The sequence below is a fragment of the Streptomyces sp. NBC_01618 genome (assembly GCF_045209435.1).
Taxonomy (GTDB): Bacteria; Actinomycetota; Actinomycetes; order Streptomycetales; family Streptomycetaceae; genus Streptomyces.
Map to the genome: position 1 here is coordinate 3,458,340 of NZ_CP109297.1, position 25,230 is coordinate 3,483,569.

Sequence of the window (25,230 nt, forward strand, 5' to 3'; positions counted from 1 at the left end):
ATCAGGCGAGCAATTCCCGCAGTTGGCTCATGTCGGAGAAGAGCCCGGTCACCCCGGCGAGCCGGTCCGAGGGCATCATCGACGTAAACCCGTACACGTCCATCCCCGCGGCCCGGGCCGCCTCCACTCCGAGCGGGCTGTCCTCGATGACGACGCACCGCTCGGGAGGAACACCCATCCGCTCGGCGGCAAGCAGGAACAGATCGGGCGCCGGCTTTCCGCGCGCCACGTCGTCCGCGCTGAAGATCCAGTCCTCCTCGAACCACTGATCGATCCCGGTCTTGCGGTGCCCGACCCGGATCCGCTCATGGCTCCCCGAGGACGCGACGCAATAGGCGACCCCGTCGGCAACAAGCTTCCCCAGCACGTCGTCGATGCCCGCCACCGGTTCCAGCTCCTGCTGGAAGGCCGCGAAAATCCGTGAGTGGAGCGTTTCGTCGAAGTCCGCGGGCAGCTTCTCCCCGGTCCTTTCCTCGACGAGGTCGTGCACTCGGTGCACGGCAGCCCCCATGTAGTCGCGAAGGCACTCCTGGTACGAGGTGGGGTGTCCGAGTTCCGTGAGGTACTCGGACAGGATGGTGTTGGAGATCGGCTCGCTGTCCACGAGCACACCGTCGTTGTCGAAGATGACCAGTTCGTAGCGCATGGATCGAGCCTAGACGCTCCGAACGCAGAAAAGCCCCGTGCCACAAGGGCACGGGGCTTTCCCGTAAAAGGAGTTCGGCGGCGTCCTACTCTCCCACAGGGTCCCCCCTGCAGTACCATCGGCGCTGAAAGGCTTAGCTTCCGGGTTCGGAATGTAACCGGGCGTTTCCCTAACGCAATGACCACCGAAACACTATGAAATTAACCAACACCGGAACAACACGGCCGTTCGTTATTTCAGAACAAACACAGTGGACGCGAGCAACTGAGGACAAGCCCTCGGCCTATTAGTACCAGTCAGCTCCACCCGTTACCGGGCTTCCACATCTGGCCTATCAACCCAGTCGTCTACTGGGAGCCTTAACCAATCAAGTTGGTGGGAATACTCATCTCGAAGCAGGCTTCCCGCTTAGATGCTTTCAGCGGTTATCCTTTCCGAACGTAGCCAACCAGCCATGCCCTTGGCAGAACAACTGGCACACCAGAGGTTCGTCCGTCCCGGTCCTCTCGTACTAGGGACAGCCCTTCTCAATATTCCTACGCGCACAGCGGATAGGGACCGAACTGTCTCACGACGTTCTAAACCCAGCTCGCGTACCGCTTTAATGGGCGAACAGCCCAACCCTTGGGACCGACTCCAGCCCCAGGATGCGACGAGCCGACATCGAGGTGCCAAACCATCCCGTCGATATGGACTCTTGGGGAAGATCAGCCTGTTATCCCCGGGGTACCTTTTATCCGTTGAGCGACAGCGCTTCCACAAGCCACTGCCGGATCACTAGTCCCGACTTTCGTCCCTGCTCGACCCGTCGGTCTCACAGTCAAGCTCCCTTGTGCACTTACACTCAACACCTGATTGCCAACCAGGCTGAGGGAACCTTTGGGCGCCTCCGTTACTCTTTAGGAGGCAACCGCCCCAGTTAAACTACCCATCAGACACTGTCCCTGATCCGGATCACGGACCCAGGTTAGACATCCAGCACGACCAGAGTGGTATTTCAACGACGACTCCACAACCACTGGCGTGGCCGCTTCAAAGTCTCCCACCTATCCTACACAAGCCGAACCGAACACCAATATCAAACTGTAGTAAAGGTCCCGGGGTCTTTCCGTCCTGCTGCGCGAAACGAGCATCTTTACTCGTAGTGCAATTTCACCGGGCCTATGGTTGAGACAGTCGAGAAGTCGTTACGCCATTCGTGCAGGTCGGAACTTACCCGACAAGGAATTTCGCTACCTTAGGATGGTTATAGTTACCACCGCCGTTTACTGGCGCTTAAGTTCTCAGCTTCGCCGACCCGAAAGTCGGCTAACCGGTCCCCTTAACGTTCCAGCACCGGGCAGGCGTCAGTCCGTATACATCGCCTTACGGCTTCGCACGGACCTGTGTTTTTAGTAAACAGTCGCTTCTCGCTGGTCTCTGCGGCCACCCCCAGCTCGGAGAGCAAGTCTCCTCACCAGTGATGGCCCCCCTTCTCCCGAAGTTACGGGGGCATTTTGCCGAGTTCCTTAACCATAGTTCACCCGAACGCCTCGGTATTCTCTACCTGACCACCTGAGTCGGTTTAGGGTACGGGCCGCCATGAAACTCGCTAGAGGCTTTTCTCGACAGCATAGGATCATCCACTTCACCACAATCGGCTCGGCATCAGGTCTCAGCCTTAATGTGTGACGGATTTACCTACCACACGGCCTACACCCTTACCCCGGGACAACCACCGCCCGGGCTGGACTACCTTCCTGCGTCACCCCATCGCTTACCTAATACAAGTCTGGTTCGTCGGCTCCACCACTACCCTCAACTCCGAAGAGATCGGGCCGGCTTCACGGACTTAGCATCGCCTGATTCAGTATTGGGCGTTTCAAAGCGGGTACCGGAATATCAACCGGTTGTCCATCGACTACGCCTGTCGGCCTCGCCTTAGGTCCCGACTTACCCTGGGCAGATCAGCTTGACCCAGGAACCCTTAGTCAATCGGCGCACACGTTTCTCACGTGTGTATCGCTACTCATGCCTGCATTCTCACTCGTGAACCGTCCACAACTCGCTTCCGCGGCTGCTTCACCCGGCACACGACGCTCCCCTACCCATCCCAGCAGGCGTTGGCCCTATATGCTGGAATGACACGACTTCGGCGGTACGCTTGAGCCCCGCTACATTGTCGGCGCGGAATCACTTGACCAGTGAGCTATTACGCACTCTTTCAAGGATGGCTGCTTCTAAGCCAACCTCCTGGTTGTCTCTGCGACTCCACATCCTTTCCCACTTAGCGTACGCTTAGGGGCCTTAGTCGATGCTCTGGGCTGTTTCCCTCTCGACCATGGAGCTTATCCCCCACAGTCTCACTGCCGCGCTCTCACTTACCGGCATTCGGAGTTTGGCTAAGGTCAGTAACCCGGTAGGGCCCATCGCCTATCCAGTGCTCTACCTCCGGTAAGAAACACACGACGCTGCACCTAAATGCATTTCGGGGAGAACCAGCTATCACGGAGTTTGATTGGCCTTTCACCCCTAACCACAGGTCATCCCCCAGGTTTTCAACCCTGGTGGGTTCGGTCCTCCACGAAGTCTTACCTCCGCTTCAACCTGCCCATGGCTAGATCACTCCGCTTCGGGTCTTGAGCGTGCTACTCAACCGCCCTATTCGGACTCGCTTTCGCTACGGCTTCCCCACACGGGTTAACCTCGCAACACACCGCAAACTCGCAGGCTCATTCTTCAAAAGGCACGCAGTCACGACTGTTGCTCCGAAGAACAACAGCGACGCTCCCACGGCTTGTAGGCACACGGTTTCAGGTACTATTTCACTCCGCTCCCGCGGTACTTTTCACCATTCCCTCACGGTACTATCCGCTATCGGTCACCAGGGAATATTTAGGCTTAGCGGGTGGTCCCGCCAGATTCACACGGGATTTCTCGGGCCCCGTGCTACTTGGGAAATTCTCAAACGAGCCGTTGATGTTTCAGCTACGGGGGTCTTACCCTCTACGCCGGACCTTTCGCATGTCCTTCGCCTACATCAACGGTTTCTGACTCGTCGACCAATCGGCAGATTGATCAAGAGAACTCCCGCAACCCCGCATGCGCAACCCCTGCCGGGTATCACACGCATACGGTTTGGCCTCATCCAGTTTCGCTCGCCACTACTCCCGGAATCACGGTTGTTTTCTCTTCCTGAGGGTACTGAGATGTTTCACTTCCCCTCGTTCCCTCCACACTGCCTATGTGTTCAGCAGCGGGTGACAGCCCATGACGACTGCCGGGTTTCCCCATTCGGACACCCCCGGATCAAAGCTTGGTTGACAGCTCCCCGGGGCCTATCGTGGCCTCCCACGTCCTTCATCGGTTCCTGGTGCCAAGGCATCCACCGTGCGCCCTTAAAAACTTGGCCACAGATGCTCGCGTCCACTGTGCAGTTCTCAAACAACGACCAGCCACCCGTCACACACCACACAAGCGGTGCTTTACCGGGGCCGGCAACTGAAGGCGACCTCACGGCCGTACCCTCAGATACCCAACAACGTGCCCGACCCGACAAGCCATCACCCACGTTCCACGCCGAAGCAGTACTAGTGAACAACAACCCATCGTGCCGAATAGTCAACGTTCCACCCATGAGCAACCACCGTCGGACATTTGCCGACGTAGTGGCCTCTGACCAGGCAAAGCCCGGTAAGAAGTGCTCCTTAGAAAGGAGGTGATCCAGCCGCACCTTCCGGTACGGCTACCTTGTTACGACTTCGTCCCAATCGCCAGTCCCACCTTCGACAGCTCCCTCCCACAAGGGGTTGGGCCACCGGCTTCGGGTGTTACCGACTTTCGTGACGTGACGGGCGGTGTGTACAAGGCCCGGGAACGTATTCACCGCAGCAATGCTGATCTGCGATTACTAGCAACTCCGACTTCATGGGGTCGAGTTGCAGACCCCAATCCGAACTGAGACCGGCTTTTTGAGATTCGCTCCGCCTCGCGGCATCGCAGCTCATTGTACCGGCCATTGTAGCACGTGTGCAGCCCAAGACATAAGGGGCATGATGACTTGACGTCGTCCCCACCTTCCTCCGAGTTGACCCCGGCAGTCTCCTGTGAGTCCCCATCACCCCGAAGGGCATGCTGGCAACACAGAACAAGGGTTGCGCTCGTTGCGGGACTTAACCCAACATCTCACGACACGAGCTGACGACAGCCATGCACCACCTGTACACCGACCACAAGGGGGGCACCATCTCTGATGCTTTCCGGTGTATGTCAAGCCTTGGTAAGGTTCTTCGCGTTGCGTCGAATTAAGCCACATGCTCCGCTGCTTGTGCGGGCCCCCGTCAATTCCTTTGAGTTTTAGCCTTGCGGCCGTACTCCCCAGGCGGGGAACTTAATGCGTTAGCTGCGGCACCGACGACGTGGAATGTCGCCAACACCTAGTTCCCAACGTTTACGGCGTGGACTACCAGGGTATCTAATCCTGTTCGCTCCCCACGCTTTCGCTCCTCAGCGTCAGTAATGGCCCAGAGATCCGCCTTCGCCACCGGTGTTCCTCCTGATATCTGCGCATTTCACCGCTACACCAGGAATTCCGATCTCCCCTACCACACTCTAGCCTGCCCGTATCGACTGCAGACCCGGGGTTAAGCCCCGGGCTTTCACAACCGACGCAACAAGCCGCCTACGAGCTCTTTACGCCCAATAATTCCGGACAACGCTTGCGCCCTACGTATTACCGCGGCTGCTGGCACGTAGTTAGCCGGCGCTTCTTCTGCAGGTACCGTCACTTTCGCTTCTTCCCTGCTGAAAGAGGTTTACAACCCGAAGGCCGTCATCCCTCACGCGGCGTCGCTGCATCAGGCTTTCGCCCATTGTGCAATATTCCCCACTGCTGCCTCCCGTAGGAGTCTGGGCCGTGTCTCAGTCCCAGTGTGGCCGGTCGCCCTCTCAGGCCGGCTACCCGTCGTCGCCTTGGTAGGCCATCACCCCACCAACAAGCTGATAGGCCGCGGGCTCATCCTTCACCGCCGGAGCTTTCAACCCCGTCCCATGCGGGACAGAGTGTTATCCGGTATTAGACCCCGTTTCCAGGGCTTGTCCCAGAGTGAAGGGCAGATTGCCCACGTGTTACTCACCCGTTCGCCACTAATCCACCCCGAAGGGCTTCATCGTTCGACTTGCATGTGTTAAGCACGCCGCCAGCGTTCGTCCTGAGCCAGGATCAAACTCTCCGTGAATGTTTTCCCGTAATCGGGACAACACAACACGAGAGCGGAACGATCAGCCGGAATAAGACCGATCGTCCACAGCGTCCTCGCTGTGTAAACTGCCCACCGGGTCTTTGACCCCGTGGGACTTTCAAAGGAACCACCAACCTGCCGAAGCAGGCCGGGGTATCAACATATCTGGCGTTGACTTTTGGCACGCTGTTGAGTTCTCAAGGAACGGACGCTTCCTTTGTACTCACCCGCAGAACATTCTCTCGGGCTTTCCTCCGGGCTTTTCCCTTCGGTCTTGCGTTTCCGACTTTATCAGACTCTTTCGTGTCCGATTCCCGGTCGAAACGGGATCGCTTTCCAGTTCTTCGCTTTCGCGTTTCCCTTTCCGGCGAGTCCGACTCTATCAGATCCTTTCGGGCCTGATTCCCAGTCAGCGGGGTTTGTCTTCCCGGCCGTTGGGCCGTTCCGACGAGTGAGACTTTAGCGAATCCTGGGCCTCGACGCTAATCGGGGTCCTGTTCCTTCGAACGCGGATTCCTCATTTCGCAAATGCGCACAGAAAGTCAGGCGACAGATGTCGCTGACCGATGTGGTTACTGCGGAATGGCTGTCCGGGGACCGACCAGGGTCGGCGCTCACATCGGACAACTCGGAGCACATTACGTACGTGGGCGTGTCGTGTCAACCCAGGGCCTGGCCGGTGGCTCGGGCGTGGGCGCGAACCCACCGCCGTGTCGTTGCCCGGCAGTGGGTTCGCGAAGGTGGTGCGACGCAGGTGGAGGGGGTGTGCGTGGGGCCTGCCGGCCGTCAGCCGTTGCCGGAGGCGAGTTCGCGGCTGCGGTCGCGCGCGGCTTCGAGGGCGGCGATGAGGGCGGCGCGTACGCCGTGGTTCTCCAGTTCGCGGATGGCGCTGATGGTGGTGCCGGCCGGGCTCGTGACGGCCTCGCGGAGCTTGACCGGGTGTTCGCCGCTGTCGCGGAGCATGACGGCGGCGCCGATGGCGGCCTGGACGATCAGCTCGTGTGCCTGGGCGCGGGGCAGGCCGAGCAGGATGCCCGCGTCCGTCATCGCCTCGACGAGGAAGTAGAAGTACGCGGGGCCCGAGCCGGAGAGGGCGGTTGCCGCGTCCTGCTGGGACTCGGGCACGCGCAGGGTCTTGCCGACGCCGCCGAAGATCGTCTCGGCGGCGGCGAGGTGTTCGGTGGTGGCGTGGCTGCCCGCGGAGATGACGGACATGCCCTCGTCGACGAGGACGGGGGTGTTCGGCATGACGCGTACGACCGGGGTGTTCGCGGCGAGGCGGTCCTCGATGAAAGCGGTCGTGATGCCCGCGGCGGCGCTGATGACCAGGCGGTCGGCGGATACGTGCCCGGCGAGTTCGTCGAGGAGCCGGCCCATGTCCTGGGGCTTGACCGCGAGGATGAGGATGTCGGCGCGCTTGGCGGCCTCGGCGTTGGTGACGGAGTCGACGCCGTAGCGGCTGTGGAGTTCCTCGGCGCGCTCGGAGCGGCGGGTGGTGACCAGCAGGTTCGCCGGGCGCCAGCCCGCCCGGATCATGCCGCTGAGCAGGGCCTCGCCGATCTTGCCGGTGCCGAGGACTGCGACTGTCTGGGTCATGTGGTTCACCCTCCGGGCGGTGCTGACGGTTCTCGGTGCTCGGTACTCGTTTCCGCCATCCTCGCACCGGCCCGTCAGGCGGTGCGGCGGCGGAGGGTGGCTGCGCCAAGGGCGAGGACGAGCAGGGCGCAGCCCGCCACGATCAGGACGTCACGGACGAAGTCGCCGGTGACGTCGGTGTGGTGGAGGACCTCGTTCATGCCGTCGACCGCGTACGACATGGGCAGGACGTTCGAGATCGCTTCGAGGGCGGGTGCCATCCGGTCGCGCGCGATGAACAGTCCGCAGAGCAGGAGCTGCGGGAAGATCACCGCCGGCATGAACTGGACGGCCTGGAACTCGGATGCGGCGAAGGCCGAGACGAAGAGGCCGAGTGCCGTGCCGAGCAGCGCGTCGAGCAGGGCGACGAGGAGCAGGAGCCACGGGGAGCCGGTGACGTCCAGGCCGAGTGCCCAGACCGAGAGTGCGGTGGCCAGGAGGGACTGGACGATGGCGACGGCGCCGAAGGCGAGGGCGTAGCCGCCGATGAGGTCGCCCTTGCCGAGCGGCATGGCGAGGAGGCGTTCGAGGGTGCCCGAGGTGCGTTCGCGCAGGGTGGCGATCGAGGTCACCAGGAACATCGTGATCAGCGGGAAGATGCCGAGGAGCGAGGCACCGATGGCGTCGAAGGTGCGGGGGCTGCCGTCGAACACGTACCGGAGCAGCGTGATCATCACGACCGGGATCAGGAGGAGCAGCGCGACGGTGCGCGGGTCGTGGGTGAGTTGACGCAGGACGCGGGCGGCGGTGGCGAGGGTGCGGGCCGGACTCAGGGGTGGTGCGGCCGGGCGGGGGTGAGGGCCGGGGTTCGGGTGCGTGCTCATCGGGCGGCCTCCTGACGGATGGCGGCCTTGTCGACCAGGTGGAGGAATGCCTCTTCGACGGTGGCGGCGCCGGCAGCGGTGCGCAGTGCCTCGGGGGTGTCGTCGGCGACGATCTCGCCCTCGCGCATGAGGAGGAGCCGGTGGCAGCGCTCTGCCTCGTCCATGACGTGGGAGGAGACGAGGAGTGTGGTGCCGCGGTCGGCGGCGAGGGCGTGGAAGAGGTTCCACAGGTCGCGGCGGAGCACCGGGTCGAGGCCGACGGTCGGTTCGTCGAGGACCAGGAGTTCGGGGGTGCCGAGCAGGGCCACGGCGAGGGAGACGCGGGTGAGCTGGCCGCCGGAGAGGGTGTCGGCGAGGGCATCGGCGTGGCCGGTCAGGTCGACCTCGGCGATCGCGCGGGTGACGGCGGTCCGGCGTGCGTCGCGGTGCCTGCGGCCGGGCTGGAGGATCGCCGCGAAGTAGTCGAGGTTCTGTCGGACCGTCAGGTCGGTGTAGACGGACGGGGCCTGGGTGACGTACCCGATGCGCGGGCGGAGAGTGGGGTCGCCCGCGGGGCTGCCGAGCACGTCGAGGGTGCCGGTGACCTTGGCCTGGGTGCCCACGACGGCACGCATCAGGGTGGATTTGCCGCAGCCGGAGGGGCCCAGGAGGCCGGTGATCCTGCCGGTTTCGACGGTGAAGTCGAGGCCGCGCAGGACGGTGCGGTTGCCTCGTACGACGGTGAGGCCACGGGCCTCGATGGCGAGGGCGCGGGGTGGGGCCGGGGTGGGATCGGAGGGCGACATGGGGCCATCGTGACCGACGCGCAGCGTGGGCGCCGAGACATGTGGGGACCGCCGGTGCGCGTGGGGTGCTACTTGCGCTTGGGGCGCTTGCCCTTGGTGGTTTTGCGGGCGGCCGGGTTGCCGGTGCGGGCCGAGCGGCGCTTCGCGTAGCGGGCGAGGGCCGCCTCGTACTCCGTGCGGCGCAGTTGTTCGCCCGGTGCCTCCTTGAACGTACGGAGGAAGTACGCGAGCAGCGAGCCGACGAAGCCGATCGTCTTGAGACCGCGCAGACTCGCCTCGCGCGCCGGATCGGCCGGGCGGCGGCTGAATCCTTCCCAGGTCTTGCGGAAGGCGACGGCGCTGCAGATGGCGAACATCAGGACCACCAGGGTGCCGGCGAGGCTGCCGACGTCGGCGATCTCCAGCCCCTGGAAGGCGAAGCGCAGGACGAAACAGGCTGCGGCCGCGGCGGCGAGGGAGCCGACCGCGGTCCCGACGCGTCGCAGCCCGTAGCCCCCGTCGTGGTCGACCCAGGTCGTACCGAAGAAGAGCAGGGGCTCGGGCTGCGGGCCGGGCGTGGTGGAGCCGGGGGCTTCGCTGTTCTCGCTCACGAGGTCGATTATCCCCGGGCGGGCCGCGGTCCCGGCTGCGGTCCCCCGGTCGCGGCCCGCGCCGTTCCGGTCAGTCGCAGCGCGGGGCGATGTAGCCGTCGCTGCCCGTGTGGACGTAGGCGTCCGACACGAACTGGCCGTTGGCGATGTTGTCCCAGATGTTCGAGGTGCCGTACGGGCCGGTGACCCGCTCCCCCGGCTTCTGGCAGTAGACCGGGACCTTCACTCCGTACGGCAGTGTCCTGACGATGCCGTACTGGGTGCCCGGTCCCGTGCGGACGTTGACGCGGTAGCCGGGCGCGATGGGGTACCGGGTGACGTCGTCGGTACCGGCGAGCGTGGTCACGCCCTCGGCCGCGTCGGCGGTGCTGTCGGTGTGCTCTTCCAAGGCCATGAGGCCCTCCCCCGTTGAGAGACGGTGTGTACGACGCGCAGGCTACAAGCCCCGCCCGTATCGCACACACCATCGACTAGGCTCCGTGCGTCGCGCTTGCGGACGAACACACGGGGGTGGGCGATGCCGCCGCTGCGAGGTACCGGAGCCAATCCGGAAGCGGAGCATCCGGAATACGCCGGTCAATACCGCCTGCAGGCATGTCTCGGCGCGGGTGGCATGGGTGTCGTACACCTGGCTCGCTCGGCCTCGGGGCTGCAACTGGCGGTCAAGGTGGTGCACCGGCACTACTCCCAGGACCCCGAGTTCAGGGCCCGTTTCCGGCAGGAGGTCGGGGCCGCGAGGCGGGTCAGCGGGGCCTTCACGGCGCCGGTCGTCGACGCCGACCCCGATGCCGCACGGCCGTGGATGGCCACCCTGTACGTGCCCGGCCCCACGCTCTCCGACCAGGTGAAGCGGAACGGGCCGCTGGCTCCCGCGGAACTCCGCAGGCTGACGGCCGGACTGGCCGAGGCGCTGCGCGACATCCATCGGGCCGGGGTCATCCACCGCGACCTCAAGCCGAGCAACGTGCTGCTCACCGACTCCGGGCCCAAGGTCATCGACTTCGGGATCTCCCGCCCGTACGACAGCGATCTGCGCACCGAGACGGGCAAGCTGATCGGCTCGCCGCCGTACATGGCGCCCGAGCAGTTCCAGCGGCCGCGCGAGGTCGGGCCCGCCGCGGATGTGTTCGCCCTGGGCTCCGTGCTCGTCCACGCGGCGACCGGCCGGGGGCCCTTCGATTCGGACAGCCCGTACATCGTGGCCTACCAGGTGGTGCACGACGAGGCGGACCTGACGGGCGTGCCCACGGAGCTGGCGCCGCTGATCGGGCAGTGCCTGGCGAAGGACCCTGCGGAGCGGCCCACGCCGGACGACATCATGGCGGCGCTGCGCCCTCCTTCGTACGACGCCGCAGCGTTCATACCGTCGCAGCGCAGACCGGGCGCCGTCGAGGCCGGGCCCGGAGCCACGGCGGACTCGGGCCCCGGGATCGTGGCGCGGGCGGACGCGGACACGCACGCGGGCGCGGGCGCGGCTGCGCGGGGCAAAAGGGCGACCGCCAACCGTGGCGGCAAGCGGCGGTGGCTGGCGGCCGGTGCCGCGCTGCTCGTCATCGGTGCCGGTGGGGTGTGGGCGGCCGGTGTGGTGGGCGACGGGGGTGGCTCGGGTACGTCGGGTGGCTCCGGTGGGCCGGGGGAGTCGGGTGGGGCGAAGGGTTCGGCGGAAGCGGTCGCGCCGTGGCATACGCCGCTGCCGACCTCGGGCAACTCGACGCCGGTCTGCTCCGCGGCGAGCAGCGGCGGCGACGGCGCCGCCCTCGATGACGGCAAGGACGGCGACGGCAAGGCGGCTGCCGGGCGTTCCACGGCGCTGTACTGCGCCGCTGCCGGTATCGGCGCCGTTCGGCTGGATCCCGCGGACGGCCGGGTGCTGTGGTCCCATGGCGCCGCCGCGAACGCCCCGTCGGCCGGTGTCGTGTCGGTCTCCGGCGATCTGGTGCACACGGCGGTGCCGGGCGGGAAGCTCCGGGCGTACGACCCCGCCGAGGGCGAGCAGGTCTGGCAGGCGGATCTCTCCCCGTACCTCGGTACCCCCTTCGCCGCGGGTGACACGCTGCTGCTGGTCGCCGAGGACGGCACGACCGAGGCCCTCGACTCGGCGACCGGCGTGTCCCGCTGGCGGCATCCGCTCGCCGGGCACCGGCGCCCGGACTTCGCGCTGTACGACGACGCGTCGGGGCTGGCCTACGCGTTCGAGCACTCCGCCTACGGGTCCACCACGCTGGTCACGGCCGTCGACGCGCGGGCCGGGCGCGTGACCTGGCAGCGGCGGCTGGACGGCATGCTCACCCCGGTGGGGACCTCGGACGGCGCACTCGTCCTGACGTCCATGAACGGGGACACCCAGACCGTCGGGCTCGTCCGCTACGACCCGGAGCGGGGGCGCGTCGCCCGGGTGGCGCTGCCGTTCCGGATGAACGAACCGGAGGTCGTGGTGGGCGGGGACACCGCCTATCTGCTGGCGCACGGCGGGACCCTGGTGGCCGTCGACACGCGTCCGGCAGGCGGCGAGGCCGTTCTCTGGCAGCTGGAGACCGCTGCCGGGCGGACCTCGGCGCCCGTCCTCGCCGGTGGACACCGGCTGTACTTCTCGGCGGCGGACGGGCGGCTGCTCGCCGTGGACACGGAACGCGGAACGCTGCTGGGGCAGACGGGGCCCCGGCTCCGGGACGGGAAGCTCACGTACGCCTCGACGCTGCCCGCCCCCGTAGCCGCCGGCCGGGCCGTCTTCGGGACCGCGCCCGACGGGTCCGTGTTCGCCGTGGACGGGCAGGACCCCGCTCGCTGGTGAGAGCGGGGTCCTGCTTCGTTATTGCGTATCAGGCCCGGTTCAGTCGAGATTGCGTTATCAGGCCCGGTTCAGCCGAGCTTGGACACGTCCCGCACCGCGCCCCGGTCCGCGCTCGTCGCCATCGCCGCGTACGCGCGCAGCGCGGCCGAGACCTTGCGCTCGCGGCCCTTCGGCGCGTAGACGCCGTTCAGCGCCTCGCGGCGGGTGGTCAGCTCGGCCTCGGGGACGAGAAGCTCGATCGAACGGTTCGGGATGTCGATCCGGATCCGGTCGCCGTCCTCGACGAGCGCGATCGTGCCGCCCGACGCGGCCTCCGGCGACGCATGGCCGATGGACAGTCCCGACGTACCGCCGGAGAAGCGGCCGTCGGTCACCAGGGCACAGCTCTTGCCGAGGCCGCGGCCCTTGAGGAAGGACGTGGGGTAGAGCATCTCCTGCATCCCGGGGCCGCCGCGCGGGCCCTCGTAACGGATGACGACGACATCGCCCTCCTTGATCTCCTTGCGGAGGATCTTGTCGACGGCGTCCTCCTGCGACTCGCAGACGACCGCCGGGCCCTCGAAGGTCCAGATCGACTCGTCGACACCCGCCGTCTTCACGACGCAGCCGTCCACGGCGATGTTCCCCTTGAGGACCGCGAGGCCGCCGTCCTTGGAGTACGCGTGCGCCAGGTCGCGGATGCAGCCGCCGGCCGCGTCCACGTCGAGGGTCTCCCAGCGCTCGGACTGCGAGAAGGCAGTCGCGGAACGGACGCAGCCGGGGGCCGCGTGCCACAGCTCGACGGCTTCGGGGGACGGGGAGCCGCCGCGGACGTCCCAGTTCTTCAGCCACTCGGCGAGGGAGCCGGAGTGGACCGCGTGCACGTCCTCGTTGAGCAGGCCGGCGCGGTGCAGCTCACCGAGGATGGCGGGGATGCCGCCGGCCCGGTGCACGTCCTCCATGTAGTACGTGCCGCCAGGGGCCACGTTGGGCGCGACCTTCGACAGGCACGGGACGCGGCGCGAGACCTCGTCGATGTCGTCGAGGTCGTAGGAGAGCTCGGCCTCCTGCGCCGCGGCGAGCAGGTGCAGGATCGTGTTGGTCGAGCCGCCCATGGCGATGTCGAGCGCCATGGCGTTGTCGAACGCGGCGCGGGTACCGATGGAGCGGGGCAGGACCGTCTCGTCGTCCTGCTCGTAGTAGCGCCTGGTGATCTCGACGACCGTGCGGCCGGCCTCCTCGTACAGCGCCTTGCGGGCGGTGTGCGTGGCGAGGACCGTGCCGTTGCCGGGGAGGGAGAGGCCGAGCGCCTCGGTCAGGCAGTTCATCGAGTTGGCGGTGAACATGCCGGAACAGCTGCCGCAGGTGGGACAGGCGTTCTCCTCGATGCGGAGGATGTCCTCGTCGGAGATGTTCTCGTTGACCGCGTCGCTGATCGCGTTGACCAGGTCGAGCTTGCGGACCGTGCCGTCGACGAGGGTGGCCTTGCCGGCCTCCATCGGGCCGCCGGAGACGAAGACGGTCGGGATGTTGAGGCGCATCGCGGCCATCAGCATGCCGGGGGTGATCTTGTCGCAGTTGGAGATGCAGATCAGCGCGTCCGCGCAGTGCGCCTCGGCCATGTACTCGACGGAGTCGGCGATCAGGTCGCGGGAGGGGAGGCTGTAGAGCATCCCGCCGTGGCCCATCGCGATGCCGTCGTCGACGGCGATGGTGTTGAACTCGCGCGGCACGGCACCCGCGGCCTTGATCGCGTCGGAGACGATCCGGCCGACCGGGGCCAGGTGGGTGTGGCCGGGGACGAACTCTGTGAAGGAGTTGGCGACGGCGATGATCGGCTTGCCGATGTCCTCGCTCGCTACGCCCGACGCCCGCATAAGGGCGCGGGCGCCCGCCATGTTGCGGCCGTGGGTGACAGTGCGGGACCTCAGCTGGGGCATCGTCTCTCGCTCCTTCGACATGAAAAGACTGCCTTCGAGCCTACGCCTCCGGCTCCAAGATCTGGACACCGTGTCCGGTATACGAGATGGGGTGCTCGGTGGATGGGCGGGGCGGGGCCTTTTTGGTACGGGACGTGCGGGAGGGACGGCCGCGGCGCTCGGGGGCGGGGTGCGCGGGGCCCTCGTCGTCGGTGTGGCCGCCGGTCACCGGCGCGGCGCCTCGGCCGAGGACGACGCCAGGTGGAGTCGGGTGAAGGCCAGCGCCTCCGCCAGGTCGGCCTCGCGTTCGGCGGTGGACATGGCGCGGCGGGTGTTGACCTCGATGACGACATGGCCGTCGAAGCCGGTACGGGCCAGGTGCTCCAGGAGTTCGGCGCAGGGCTGGTCGCCGCGGCCGGGCACCAGGTGTTCGTCCTTGTTGGAGCCCTTGCCGTCGGCGAGGTGGACGTGGGCGAGCCGGTCGCCCATCCGGTCCACCATCGCCATGCCGTCGGTGCGGGCCGTCGCGGTGTGCGAGAGGTCCACGGTGAAGTGCCGGTAGTCGTCGTTGGTGACGTCCCAGTCGGGGGCGTACGCGAGCATCTCGCGGTCCCGGTAGCGCCACGGGTACATGTTCTCGACGGCGAACCGCACATCGGTCTCGTCGGCCATGCGCCAGATCCCGGTGACGAAGTCGCGCGCGTAGTTGCGCTGCCAACGGAACGGCGGGTGGACGACCACGGTCGTCGCCCCGAGCTTCTCCGCGGCTGCACGGGCCCGCTGGAGCTTCACCCACGGATCGGTGGACCAGACGCGCTGGGTGATCAGCAGACAGGGCGCGTGGACGGCGAGGATCGGCACCTGGTGGTAGTCCGAAAGCCGTCGAAGGGCCTCGATGTCCTGGCTGACGGGGTCGGTCCACACCATGATCTCGACACCGTCGTAACCAAGACGCGCGGCGATCTCGAAGGCCGTCGACGTCGACTCCGGGTAGACGGAAGCCGTCGACAGGGCGACCTTCGCATCCGGGATGCGCACCACTGGTTCTGCCACTGGGACAGCGTACGGGCAGTGGTACGCCCCGCCGAGGGACCCGGGCGGAAAGTGACAAGGGCCATGGCCGGCTTCCGGCCACCTGTGCCGGGCGGCGGGGCGACCTGCGTGGGGTGGCGTGGCCCCCTGCGCGCGGCGCTTCAGCGCAGCGCGGCCCGCTCCGTCGGTTCTGTGGGCTCCGTCGGCAGGTGGTCCAGGCGGCGCAGGATGACGCCCTCGCGCAGCGCCCAGGGGCAGATCTCCAGCTCCTCGACCCCGAACAGGTCCATGGCCCCCTCGGCGACCAGCGCCCCGGCCAGCAGCTGCGCGGCCCGGCCCTCGGAGACCCCGGGCAGAGCGCCCCGCTGCTCGGTCGTCATCGCCGCCAGCTTCGGCACCCACTCCTCCAGCGCCTTGCGGGTGAGGGCGCGCTGCACGTACAGGCCGTCGGTGGAGCGTGCGGCGCCCGCGATCCTGGCGAGCTGCTTGAACGTCTTGGAGGTGCCGACGACGTGGTCCGGGCGCCCGAGGCGGGTGAACTCCCCGACGCTCCGGGCGATCCGGGCCCGGACATGACGGCGCAGCGCCCGCACGTCCGCCGGGTCCGGCGGATCGCCCGGCAGCCACCCGGCGGTCAGCCGACCGGCCCCGAGCGGCAGCGACACCGCGGCGTCCGGCTCCTCGTCCATGCCGTACGCGATCTCCAGCGAACCGCCCCCGATGTCCAGGACCAGCAGCCGCCCCGCCGACCAGCCGAACCAGCGGCGGGCGGCGAGGAAGGTGAGCCGGGCCTCCTCCGCGCCGCTGAGGACGGCGAGGTCGATGCCCGTCTCGTCCCGCACCCGGGCCAGCACCTGGTCGGCGTTGCTCGCCTCCCGTACCGCGGACGTGGCGAAGGGCAGCACGTCCTCGCACCCCTTGTCCTCGGCGGCCTGGAGCGCGTCCGTGAGCGTTGCCACGAGCCGGTCGACACCGTGGGGGCCGATCGCCCCGTCGTCGTCGAGGAGTTCGGCCAGGCGCAGCTCCGCCTTGTGCGAGTGCGCGGGCAGCGGACGGGCGCCGGGGTGCGCGTCCACCACCAGCAGATGCACCGTGTTCGAACCCACGTCGAGGACTCCGAGTCTCATACCAGGAACGCTACCGGGACGACGGACTTACTCTTGGCGCGTGCCAAAGACGAAAAAGGCGAAGCCGGGCAAAAACACGAAGACGCAGAGAACGAAGCAGGAGATGCAGCAACAGGAAGCGAACGGACCGAGCCGGTCCGAAGACGAAACGGGTATCGACTTCGCCCGCGCCTGGGTCGAGTTCCCCGACCCCGCGGACGACGAGCAGATCTTCCGCTGCGACCTGACCTGGCTGACCTCCAGGTGGACCTGCATCTTCGGCAGCGGCTGCCAGGGCATCCAGGCGGGCCGCGCGGACGACGGATGCTGCACGCTGGGCGCACATTTCTCGGACGAGGACGACGAGAAGCGGGTGGCCGGCCACGTCGAGCGGCTGACCCCCGAGCTGTGGCAGTTCCACGACGTCGGTACGGAGACCGGCTGGGTCGAGGTCGACGAGGACGGGGAACGCCAGACGCGGCGCTGGAAGGGTTCGTGCATCTTCCAGAACCGTCCCGGGTTCGCGGCGGGCGCGGGCTGTTCGCTGCACATCCTGGCGCTGCGGGAGGGCAAGGAGCCCCTGGAGACCAAGCCGGACGTCTGCTGGCAGCTGCCGATCCGGCGTACGTACGACTGGATCGACCGGCCCGACGACACGCGCGTGCTCCAGGTCTCGATCGGCGAGTACGACCGCAGGGGCTGGGGTCCGGGCGGTCACGATCTGCACTGGTGGTGCACATCGGCGACGTCCGCGCACGGCGCCGGGGAGCCGGTGTACGTCTCGTACCGGCCGGAGCTCATCGAACTGATGGGCAAGGAGGGCTACGACCGGCTGGTCGAGCTGTGCGAGGAACGCCTGTCCTCGCTGCTGCCGATGGCACCGCACCCGGCGGATCCGGCGTGACCGCCGGGGTGTGACAGCGGCGGACCGCGCCGGACGGGGCGAGGCGTGACCGCCGGGGCGCCCTCCCGCGGGCCGGTCGGTCGCGTCGCGCGGGGCCGGTGTGTTTCAGCCTGCCGGGGTCGTGGTGCCCGTGCCCGTCCCCGGGTCGGAGGGGGTCGACGGTCCGGACGGGTCCGGGGACGGTGTCGGATCGGTCGGGGACGGTGTGGGGTCCGGGGAGCCCGTCGGGTCGGGGGTCGGGTCGGTGGGGTGTGTGGGGTCCGGCGAGGACGGCGGCGGATCCGACGGTACGGACGGTCCCGAGGAGTCGGAGGGTGCGGGCGTCCCCGAATGTCCCGGGCCACCGGGCGACGGTGTCGTCGCGTCGTGTCCCCGTCCCCGGATCGCCACGACCGAACCCGACGGGGCGAGGGCGATGCGCGCGCTCCAGGGGCCGGCGGGTTCCCGCAGGTGGTCCACATGGACGCGGATCGTGACGCTCTCGCCCGCGGCGAGCGTCCCCGAGGAGCTGCTGAGGCGCAGCCAGGACGCGTCCGCGCGGGCCGACCACGCGACCGGGGCGCCGCCCGAGGCGGTCAGCCGGATCAGTGTCGTCCCGCCGGACGAGCGGGCCTCGACGGTGAGACCGCCGATGCCGCCCCGCACCGGACCCGAGCTGATCACCTCGGCCGAGACGTCCGGACCGCGGCCGTCCTCGAAGGGACCGTCGGGGCGGGGACGGGCGTTGCCCGCGTTCTCGTAGTGGCCGTCCGGGGTGCCGTCGAGGTCTTGGCGGGCGTCCGCCTCGGTCGCGGTGACCGAGGCGCCGTCGTGGCCCTCGCCGGTCTGCGGCGCGCCGCGATAGGCGGTCCACAGCGCGATCACCGGGGCCGCGACGACCGTCGCCACCACCGTCGTCGTCACGACCCTGGCCCGCAGCCGGTCCCGGCGCGCGGCGCGGTCCTTCGGGTCCATGGGGAAGCCCGCCCGGTCGAAGCGCGGGCCGCCGGACCGGTTCCGCTGGGCGTGCACCATCGCGACGTACGCGGACGGCCGCGGCGCCTCGACGACCGGCAGCGTGGCGGCCGGGGTGACGGCCGCGCCCGGCCAGGGACCCTCGGCACCGGCCCGCTCGGCGGCCCGGCGGCAGCGGGGGCAGTCGTCGACATGGCGGACGAGTTCGCGGCGCAGGGTGGCGGAGAGCAGGACGCGGTGGTCGCCGGTGAGGCGGGCGATGGTGGGGCAGTTGCCGGTCTCGACGACGGCCAGGGCGGCGCGGGTGCGTTCCACCTCGCAGGCCGCGGCGGCCAGGAGCTCCCGGGCGGTCGCTGGTTCGAGGCCCAGGACGGAGGCGACGGCGCGCGGGGCGAGGCGGTGGCGCACGGCGAGTTCGAGCGCTTCGCGCTGTTCGGGGGTGGTGCCCGCGGCCTCCGGCCAGGCCAGCTGGGCGAGTTCGCGGCGGTGCGCCTCAACGGCGGCTTCGGACTGCGGGGCGGAGGCGTGGCCCGCCGGGGCGCCGCCGGACGGGAAGGGGGCGGCAGCGGCCTTCGCCGCGGCGGTGGGGGGCATACGGCGTCCCGCGCGCGCCGCCTGGGCGGCCGCCCCGCTCGGCTGCTTGCCCGGGGGCCCGCCGGCCGCCCGGTTCGCCTCCCGCCTCGGCTCCGGCTCGGGCTGCGGTCTTCCCGAGGGCTTCCCGGCCTTGTGACGGTGTGCCCGACGGCCCTGTTTCTGCTCGGCGAGCCTGCGCAGACACATCCATCGGGCCAGCGCGTACAGCCAGGATTTACGTTCCTCCTCACCCGCCGGGCACCGGCCGTGCTGCCGTTCCGCGATCGCCAGCACACCGCCGAGCGCCTCGGTGGCGGCATCGTGGTCGCAAAGCACGGAGAGGCAGTAGGTGAACAGGCCGTCGAGATGCGGCTCGTAACGTGCGGGAGGCCGCCGCGGCGAAGGGTGCGTCGAGGAGTGGGGCGCAAGTCGCCGCGCCCGGTGTGCGCCGGTGGTGTGCGTGGGGGGCTCCAGTCTGCTGCTCGTCACCTGGCGACCGTAGGCAGCACAGAGCATGCCTTTAGCGCCCCTTCAGCACATTTAATCCTTACGGGTGAACGTATCGCTCGAAAGAGGACAGGAATCCCGGATTCAGGGAGCCGAGATCCTTGGAACTCTGGGAGCCGAGATCCTCGAAACCGACGGAAGCTACCCGCCGCTGCCGTGCCGGACGCCGCCCACGGACCGTGCCCGGCGGCGTTGTCCGACCCCACCTATACGGTTGCGCCATGGCTGCCCGTACGAAATCCGCGAAGGACCGGCCGTCCTACCGCTGCACAGAATGCGGCTGGACGACCGCCAAGTGGCTCGGCCGCTGCCCCGAATGCCAGGCGTGGGGGACGGTCGAGGAGTTCGGCGGCGCCCCCGCCGTGCGGACCACCGCGGCCGGCCGGGTCAGCACCGCCGCGCTCCCCATCGGCCAGGTCGACAGCCGGCAGGCCACCGCCCGGTCCACCGGCGTCGGTGAGCTGGACCGGGTGCTCGGCGGCGGGCTCGTCCCCGGTGCCGTCGTGCTGCTCGCGGGCGAACCGGGCGTCGGGAAGTCGACGCTGCTGCTGGATGTCGCCGCCAAGGCGGCGAGCGACGACCACCGCACCCTCTACGTCACCGCCGAGGAGTCCGCGAGCCAGGTGCGCCTGCGCGCCGACCGGATCCGGGCGATCAACGACCATCTGTATCTCGCCGCCGAGACGGACCTGTCCGCGGTCCTCGGTCATCTGGACGCCGTCAAGCCGTCGCTCCTCATCCTCGACTCCGTACAGACCGTCGCCTCGCCCGAGATCGACGGGGCCCCCGGCGGCATGGCACAGGTCCGGGAGGTCGCCGGCGCCCTCATCCGGGCCTCCAAGGAGCGCGGCATGTCGACGCTCCTGGTCGGCCACGTCACGAAGGACGGGGCGATCGCCGGGCCGCGGCTGCTGGAGCATCTCGTCGATGTGGTGCTGTCCTTCGAAGGCGACCGCCATGCCCGTCTGCGGCTCGTACGCGGCGTCAAGAACAGGTACGGCGCGACCGACGAGGTCGGCTGTTTCGAGCTGCACGACGAGGGCATCACCGGCCTCGCCGACCCGTCCGGGCTGTTCCTCACCCGGCGCGACGAACCGGTGCCCGGCACCTGCCTGACCGTCACCCTGGAGGGCAAGCGGCCGCTCGTCGCCGAGGTGCAGGCGTTGACGGTCGACTCCCAGATCCCTTCCCCCCGGCGCACCACCTCGGGGCTGGAGACGTCCCGGGTGTCGATGATGCTGGCCGTTCTGGAACAGCGCGGCCGGATCAGTTCGCTCGGCAAGCGGGACATCTACAGCGCGACGGTCGGCGGAGTGAAGCTCTCCGAGCCCGCCGCGGACCTCGCGGTCGCGCTGGCGCTGGCCAGCGCCGCCAGTGACACGCCTCTTCCCAAGAACCTGGTGGCGATCGGCGAAGTGGGCCTCGCGGGCGAGGTCAGACGGGTTACGGGGGTCCAGCGCAGGCTGGCCGAGGCGTACCGTCTGGGCTTCACGCACGCGCTGGTTCCGACCGACCCGGGAAAGGTCCCGGCCGGTATGAAGGTCACAGAAGTCGCCAACATGGGCGATGCTCTGAGCGTGCTCCCGCGCCGGTCTCGCGCACAGGCCCCACGGGAGGAGAGCGCACGCCGGTAGACTTTGCCCTGGTCTCGCCCGTCCGTACGAACGGTATGAGTGACGTAAGGGCACCGCAAACCTGTGACCGGAGGAGTGCAGTGGCAGCCAGCGACCGGGCAGCATCGCCCGGAAAGTCCGGCCAAGGCACCGGTAACGAGGCGCTGATGCGCGCCTCATTGAGCGCCGTCGCGCCCGGAATGGCGCTGCGGGACGGCCTGGAGCGCATCCTCCGCGGCAACACCGGCGGGCTGATCGTGCTCGGCATGGACAAGACCGTCGAGTCGATGTGCACCGGCGGATTCGTGCTGGACGTGGAGTTCACCGCGACGCGACTGCGTGAGCTGGCGAAGCTCGACGGGGCACTGATCCTCGACAAGGACATGACCAAGATCCTGCGGGCCGGCGTGCAACTGGTCCCGGATGCCTCCATCCCCACCGAGGAGACCGGCACCCGCCACCGCACGGCGGACCGGGTCTCCAAGCAGTGCAACTTCCCGGTCGTCTCCGTCTCGCAGTCGATGCGTCTGATCGCGCTGTACGTGGACGGGGAGCGCCGGGTCCTGGAGGAGTCCGCCGCGATCCTCTCCCGCGCCAATCAGGCACTCGCCACCCTGGAGCGGTACAAGCTCCGGCTCGACGAGGTCGCGGGCACGCTCTCGGCGCTGGAGATCGAGGATCTGGTGACGGTCCGGGACGTGACGGCCGTCGCGCAACGTCTGGAGATGGTCCGCCGGATCGCGACCGAGATCGCGGAGTACGTGGTGGAGTTGGGCACCGACGGCCGGCTTCTCTCGCTCCAGCTCGACGAGTTGATCGCAGGCGTCGAGCCGGAGCGCGAGCTGGTCGTGCGCGACTACGTGCCGGAGCCGACCGCGAAGCGGTCCCGTACGGTCACCGAGGCGCTGACCGAACTCGACGCGCTCTCCCACACCGAACTGCTCGAACTCCCGGTCGTGGCAAGGGCGCTGGGGTACAGCGGCTCGCCGGAGACGCTGGATTCGGCGGTCTCGCCGCGCGGCTTCCGGCTGCTGGCGAAGGTGCCGCGGCTGCCCGGGGCGATCATCGACCGGCTGGTGGAGCACTTCGGCGGCCTGCAGAAGCTCCTCGCCGCCAGCGTGGACGACCTCCAGACGGTCGACGGGGTCGGCGAGGCGCGGGCGCGGAGCGTGCGCGAGGGGCTGTCGCGGCTGGCCGAGTCGTCGATCCTCGAACGGTACGTGTAGCGGCGCGCGCAGCAGTGCGCGGCATGAGACACAGTGCGGGGCCCGGAAGACCGGGCCCCGCAGTGTTTTCCGGGGCCCCAGCCCCTGAGTCCTTCTCGGCCGTTCTCGGCCCTTCGCCGCTCTCGGCCCTTCGCCACTCTCGGCCCTTCGCCGTTCTCGGCCCTGCTCAGTCCTTCGCGAGGACGAAGGAGGCGCGCTGCACCGGCTCGCCCGGCGCCTTCGCCTCGACCAGATACGTACCGGGCCCCGCGGCCCCCGACGGCGGCGTGGCGCACTGCGGGACGCTCTTCCTGCGGTCCCACTCCACAGTGTGCACGACGGTAGCGCCCGCCGGGATCTTCAGCAGCAGGCTGCCCGCGTTGCGCGGGCAGTCCTTGGAGGACCACACCTGGCTGTCGTCGCCACCGGCCTCGGTGATGGTGAGCACCGCGCTCTTCGGCCCGAAGTCGGCCTTGCAGTCGGCGGACGAGGTGTTCCTGGCGACCAGGCGGAACTTCGGCTTCTGGCCGGGGCTGTAGCTGAGTTCGGTGCTCAGGCTCAACTGGAGTGCGCCTGCGGTGCAGTTGGGGATCGGGGAGTTCGCCGGGACCTGCTGACCAGTCGTCTCGACGCCGTCGCCCGCGCCACCGGCTCCGGTGCCCGACCCGCCGCCGGCGTCCGTACCGCCGTCGGTGCCCGTGCCCGTACCGCTGCTGTCCCCGCCACCGCCACCCGTGTCGTCCGACTCGTCGCGCCCGCCCGGCTGTTGGCTGATGGCCGGGCCCGACGGGGTGGGGCCGGGAGTGATCTCGTGCACGGGACCCGATCCACCGGGCCGGGAATCGTCCGTGGTCTTCTTGCCGCCGCCGGAGGTGACGGCCCATACAATCAGCGCCACGAGCAGCGCAACCAGCGTCGCCGCTACCGCCCTCCGCCGCCAGTAGATGGTGGAGGGAAGCGGCCCGATCGGATTACGCAAAGATCCCACGGCGCAAACTGTACGAGAGATCCGCGCCGACTCCCGCCCCACCCGCCGCCCCGCCCCGAAGTTTTGCGGATCATCATCCCGGGACGGCCTGTTCGGGCCCCGCACTTCCGCCCGTTCGGGCCCCGCACTGCCGCCTGTTCGGCCCCTGGCATCGCCGAAGGTGACCACTCGATTTCGTTGACTACCCTCTGTCACATGGATAGTTCAGTTACTGCCCCGCTCTACCGGGACATCACCGACTTCGCTCATGACATGCCGTCATGGGTGCAACATCTGGCCGAAATATGGACGGAGCTCGGACTCCTCGTCTTCGGCGTCCTGTTCGTCACCGGGTGGTGGCGGGCCCGCCGGGCGGACGAGCGCGCCCTGGCCCTGGCCGTGCTCGCGCCCCTCGCGACGGCCTTCGGCTACGTGGTCAGCGAGGTGCTCAAGTCGGTGGTCGACGAGGAACGGCCGTGCCGGACGGTCGTCGGGGCGGCGGCCTCCCTGGTGCCCTGTCCGCCGACGGGCGACTGGTCGTTCCCCAGCAACCACTCCGCGATCGCCGGCGCGGCAGCCGTCGCCCTGGCGATCGCCCGGCCCCGGCTGGCCTGGCTCACCGTGCCGCTGGCCCTGCTGATGGCCTTCTCCCGGGTCTTCGTCGGGGTGCACTATCCGCACGACGTGGCGGTCGGGCTGCTGCTGGGTGCGGCTGTGTCGGCCGCGGTGGTCGCCGTGCTGTACCGCCCGGCACGGTCGCTCGCCCGGACGGTACGGGACAGCGGGGCGCCGGTGGCGGCCCTCGTGTCGGGGCCGGGCACGGCGCCGGGGCAGGGGCAGGGTACGGCGCCGGCGGGCCGGTCCCGGCGGCGGCACGGAGGGTCCCGGCGGCGGCGCTGACGGCATCGACGGCCCGGGGGAGACCCCTTGGGCCGGTTGCCGGATTCCGGGGGGACAGACGGGTGGCATTATCACCCCAAGGGCCCTCAGGAGGAGCGACACCACCGTGCGCCGAGTGTTCGTCCGCCCCTCCGTGCCAGGATCGTGGGTGCGATGACTGCCATGACTGCGACACAGACGCCCCCCGCCTCCCTCCACACTCCCGTCATCGGGTGGTTCGAACAGCACGCCCGCGATCTGCCCTGGCGCCGTCCCGAAGCGGACGCCTGGGGTGTGATGGTGAGCGAGTTCATGCTGCAGCAGACCCCCGTCAGCCGGGTCCTTCCGGTGTACGAACAGTGGCTGGCCCGCTGGCCGCGCCCGGCCGACCTGGCCGCCGAGCCGCCCGGTGAGGCGGTCCGCGCCTGGGGCCGGCTCGGCTACCCGCGCCGCGCGCTCCGCCTGCACGGGGCCGCGCTGGCAATAACTGAACGACACGGCGGCGACGTACCGAGCGAGCACGGTCAGCTGCTCGCCCTGCCCGGGATCGGCGAGTACACCGCGGCGGCCGTGGCCTCGTTCGCGTACGGGCAGCGGCATGCCGTACTGGACACGAACGTCCGCCGGGTGTTCGCCCGGGCCGCGACCGGCATCCAGTACCCGCCGAACGCGACCACCGCCGCCGAACGCAAGCTCGCCCGCGCCCTGCTCCCCGAGGAGGACGAACGGGCCGCCCGCTGGGCCGCCGCGACGATGGAGCTCGGCGCCCTCGTCTGCACCGCCAAGAACGAGGACTGCACGCGGTGCCCGATCGCTGGGCAGTGCGCCTGGCGGCTGGCCGGCAAGCCCGCCCACCAGGGGCCCGCCCGACGGGGCCAGTCCTACGCCGGTACGGACCGGCAGGTGCGCGGGCGGCTGCTCGCCGTACTGCGCGAGGCCGTGGCACCGGTGCCGCAGTCGGCCCTGGACGCGGTGTGGGACGAGCCGGTGCAACGCGCCCGCGCACTGGACGGCCTGGTCGCGGACGGCCTCGTCGAACCGCTGCCCGGCGGCCAGTACCGGCTGCCGATGAGCTGATCCACAGCTCTCCTCCCCCTCGCTG

At 68.7% G+C, this 25,230-nt stretch carries 17 protein-coding genes and 3 rRNA genes; 6 read left to right on the forward strand and 14 right to left on the reverse strand.

Annotated elements, in window-relative coordinates; translation table 11 throughout:
• Position 1 precedes the first annotated feature (1 nt).
• The 9 genes from OH735_RS16205 to OH735_RS16245 all read right to left on the reverse strand — a co-directional run bounded on the left by OH735_RS16205 (position 2) and on the right by OH735_RS16245 (position 10,093).
• A complete protein-coding gene (locus OH735_RS16205; RefSeq protein ID WP_406382248.1) occupies positions 2-646 on the reverse strand; it encodes an HAD family hydrolase in 645 nt (214 codons plus the stop codon).
• 72 nt (positions 647-718) lie between these two features.
• Positions 719-835 (reverse strand): 5S ribosomal RNA (rrf, locus tag OH735_RS16210).
• 77 nt (positions 836-912) lie between these two features.
• Positions 913-4,037, reverse strand: a 23S ribosomal RNA gene (locus OH735_RS16215).
• A gap of 299 nt (positions 4,038-4,336) precedes the next feature.
• Positions 4,337-5,862, reverse strand: a 16S ribosomal RNA gene (locus tag OH735_RS16220).
• The 16S, 23S and 5S rRNA genes sit together here, the layout of an rRNA operon.
• Before the next feature lie 789 nt (positions 5,863-6,651).
• Complete coding sequence (gene proC / locus OH735_RS16225) at positions 6,652-7,461, reverse strand: pyrroline-5-carboxylate reductase (RefSeq protein ID WP_406382249.1); 810 nt, start codon at positions 7,459-7,461, stop codon at positions 6,652-6,654.
• A 74-nt stretch (positions 7,462-7,535) separates the two neighbouring features.
• Positions 7,536-8,324 (reverse strand): ABC transporter permease, encoded by a 789-nt coding sequence (locus OH735_RS16230; RefSeq protein ID WP_406382250.1) that lies wholly within the window; start codon positions 8,322-8,324, stop codon positions 7,536-7,538.
• Positions 8,321-9,109 carry an ABC transporter ATP-binding protein gene (locus OH735_RS16235; protein WP_406382251.1) on the reverse strand — a complete coding sequence of 263 codons (789 nt, stop codon included), beginning with the start codon at positions 9,107-9,109 and terminating at the stop codon, positions 8,321-8,323. The genes OH735_RS16230 and OH735_RS16235 overlap by 4 nt, the downstream gene beginning before the upstream one ends.
• A gap of 68 nt (positions 9,110-9,177) precedes the next feature.
• Positions 9,178-9,699 carry a hypothetical protein gene (locus OH735_RS16240; RefSeq protein ID WP_406382252.1) on the reverse strand — a complete coding sequence of 174 codons (522 nt, stop codon included), beginning with the start codon at positions 9,697-9,699 and terminating at the stop codon, positions 9,178-9,180.
• Between the two features lie 70 nt (positions 9,700-9,769).
• Entirely contained in the window at positions 9,770-10,093 is a 324-nt protein-coding gene (locus OH735_RS16245; protein WP_406382253.1) for an SH3 domain-containing protein, read from the reverse strand.
• A gap of 123 nt (positions 10,094-10,216) precedes the next feature.
• Here OH735_RS16245 and OH735_RS16250 point away from each other — a divergent pair, with 123 nt between their 5' ends.
• A complete protein-coding gene (locus OH735_RS16250; RefSeq protein ID WP_406382254.1) occupies positions 10,217-12,490 on the forward strand; it encodes a serine/threonine-protein kinase in 2,274 nt (757 codons plus the stop codon).
• Positions 12,491-12,558: 68 nt separating this feature from the next.
• Here the strand turns inward: OH735_RS16250 and ilvD are convergent, their stop codons facing one another.
• The 3 genes from ilvD to OH735_RS16265 all read right to left on the reverse strand — a co-directional run bounded on the left by ilvD (position 12,559) and on the right by OH735_RS16265 (position 16,547).
• Positions 12,559-14,409, reverse strand: coding sequence for a dihydroxy-acid dehydratase (gene ilvD / locus OH735_RS16255; protein ID WP_406382255.1), 1,851 nt, complete (start codon positions 14,407-14,409; stop codon positions 12,559-12,561).
• 204 nt (positions 14,410-14,613) lie between these two features.
• Positions 14,614-15,441, reverse strand: a complete 828-nt coding sequence (locus tag OH735_RS16260) for a sugar phosphate isomerase/epimerase family protein (RefSeq protein ID WP_406382256.1) — start codon at positions 15,439-15,441, stop codon at positions 14,614-14,616.
• Between the two features lie 140 nt (positions 15,442-15,581).
• Positions 15,582-16,547, reverse strand: a complete 966-nt coding sequence (locus tag OH735_RS16265; RefSeq protein ID WP_406382258.1) for a Ppx/GppA family phosphatase — start codon at positions 16,545-16,547, stop codon at positions 15,582-15,584.
• Positions 16,548-16,587: 40 nt separating this feature from the next.
• Between OH735_RS16265 and OH735_RS16270 the strand changes: the two genes are divergently transcribed.
• Positions 16,588-17,430: a hypothetical protein gene (locus OH735_RS16270; protein ID WP_406382259.1), complete on the forward strand. Its 843-nt coding sequence runs from the start codon at positions 16,588-16,590 to the stop codon at positions 17,428-17,430.
• A gap of 105 nt (positions 17,431-17,535) precedes the next feature.
• On the opposite strand, the gene OH735_RS16275 is transcribed toward OH735_RS16270, so the two are convergent.
• A complete protein-coding gene (locus OH735_RS16275; protein WP_406382260.1) occupies positions 17,536-19,446 on the reverse strand; it encodes a BACON domain-containing protein in 1,911 nt (636 codons plus the stop codon).
• Positions 19,447-19,685: 239 nt separating this feature from the next.
• Between OH735_RS16275 and radA the strand changes: the two genes are divergently transcribed.
• Together radA and disA are read left to right on the forward strand one after the other, a co-directional pair.
• On the forward strand, positions 19,686-21,098 hold the full coding sequence (gene radA / locus OH735_RS16280; protein ID WP_406382261.1) for a DNA repair protein RadA: 1,413 nt from the start codon (positions 19,686-19,688) through the stop codon (positions 21,096-21,098).
• Positions 21,099-21,178: 80 nt separating this feature from the next.
• Positions 21,179-22,303, forward strand: coding sequence for a DNA integrity scanning diadenylate cyclase DisA (gene disA / locus OH735_RS16285; protein ID WP_406382262.1), 1,125 nt, complete (start codon positions 21,179-21,181; stop codon positions 22,301-22,303).
• 166 nt (positions 22,304-22,469) lie between these two features.
• Here the strand turns inward: disA and OH735_RS16290 are convergent, their stop codons facing one another.
• The gene (locus tag OH735_RS16290) at positions 22,470-23,270 is read right to left on the reverse strand and encodes a hypothetical protein (RefSeq protein WP_406382264.1); all 801 of its coding nucleotides are present in this window, start codon (positions 23,268-23,270) and stop codon (positions 22,470-22,472) included.
• A 195-nt stretch (positions 23,271-23,465) separates the two neighbouring features.
• Between OH735_RS16290 and OH735_RS16295 the strand changes: the two genes are divergently transcribed.
• Together OH735_RS16295 and OH735_RS16300 are read left to right on the forward strand one after the other, a co-directional pair.
• Entirely contained in the window at positions 23,466-24,149 is a 684-nt protein-coding gene (locus OH735_RS16295; protein WP_406382265.1) for a phosphatase PAP2 family protein, read from the forward strand.
• 153 nt (positions 24,150-24,302) lie between these two features.
• Positions 24,303-25,205 (forward strand): A/G-specific adenine glycosylase, encoded by a 903-nt coding sequence (locus tag OH735_RS16300; RefSeq protein ID WP_406382266.1) that lies wholly within the window; start codon positions 24,303-24,305, stop codon positions 25,203-25,205.
• The last annotated feature ends 25 nt before the right edge of the window (positions 25,206-25,230 follow it).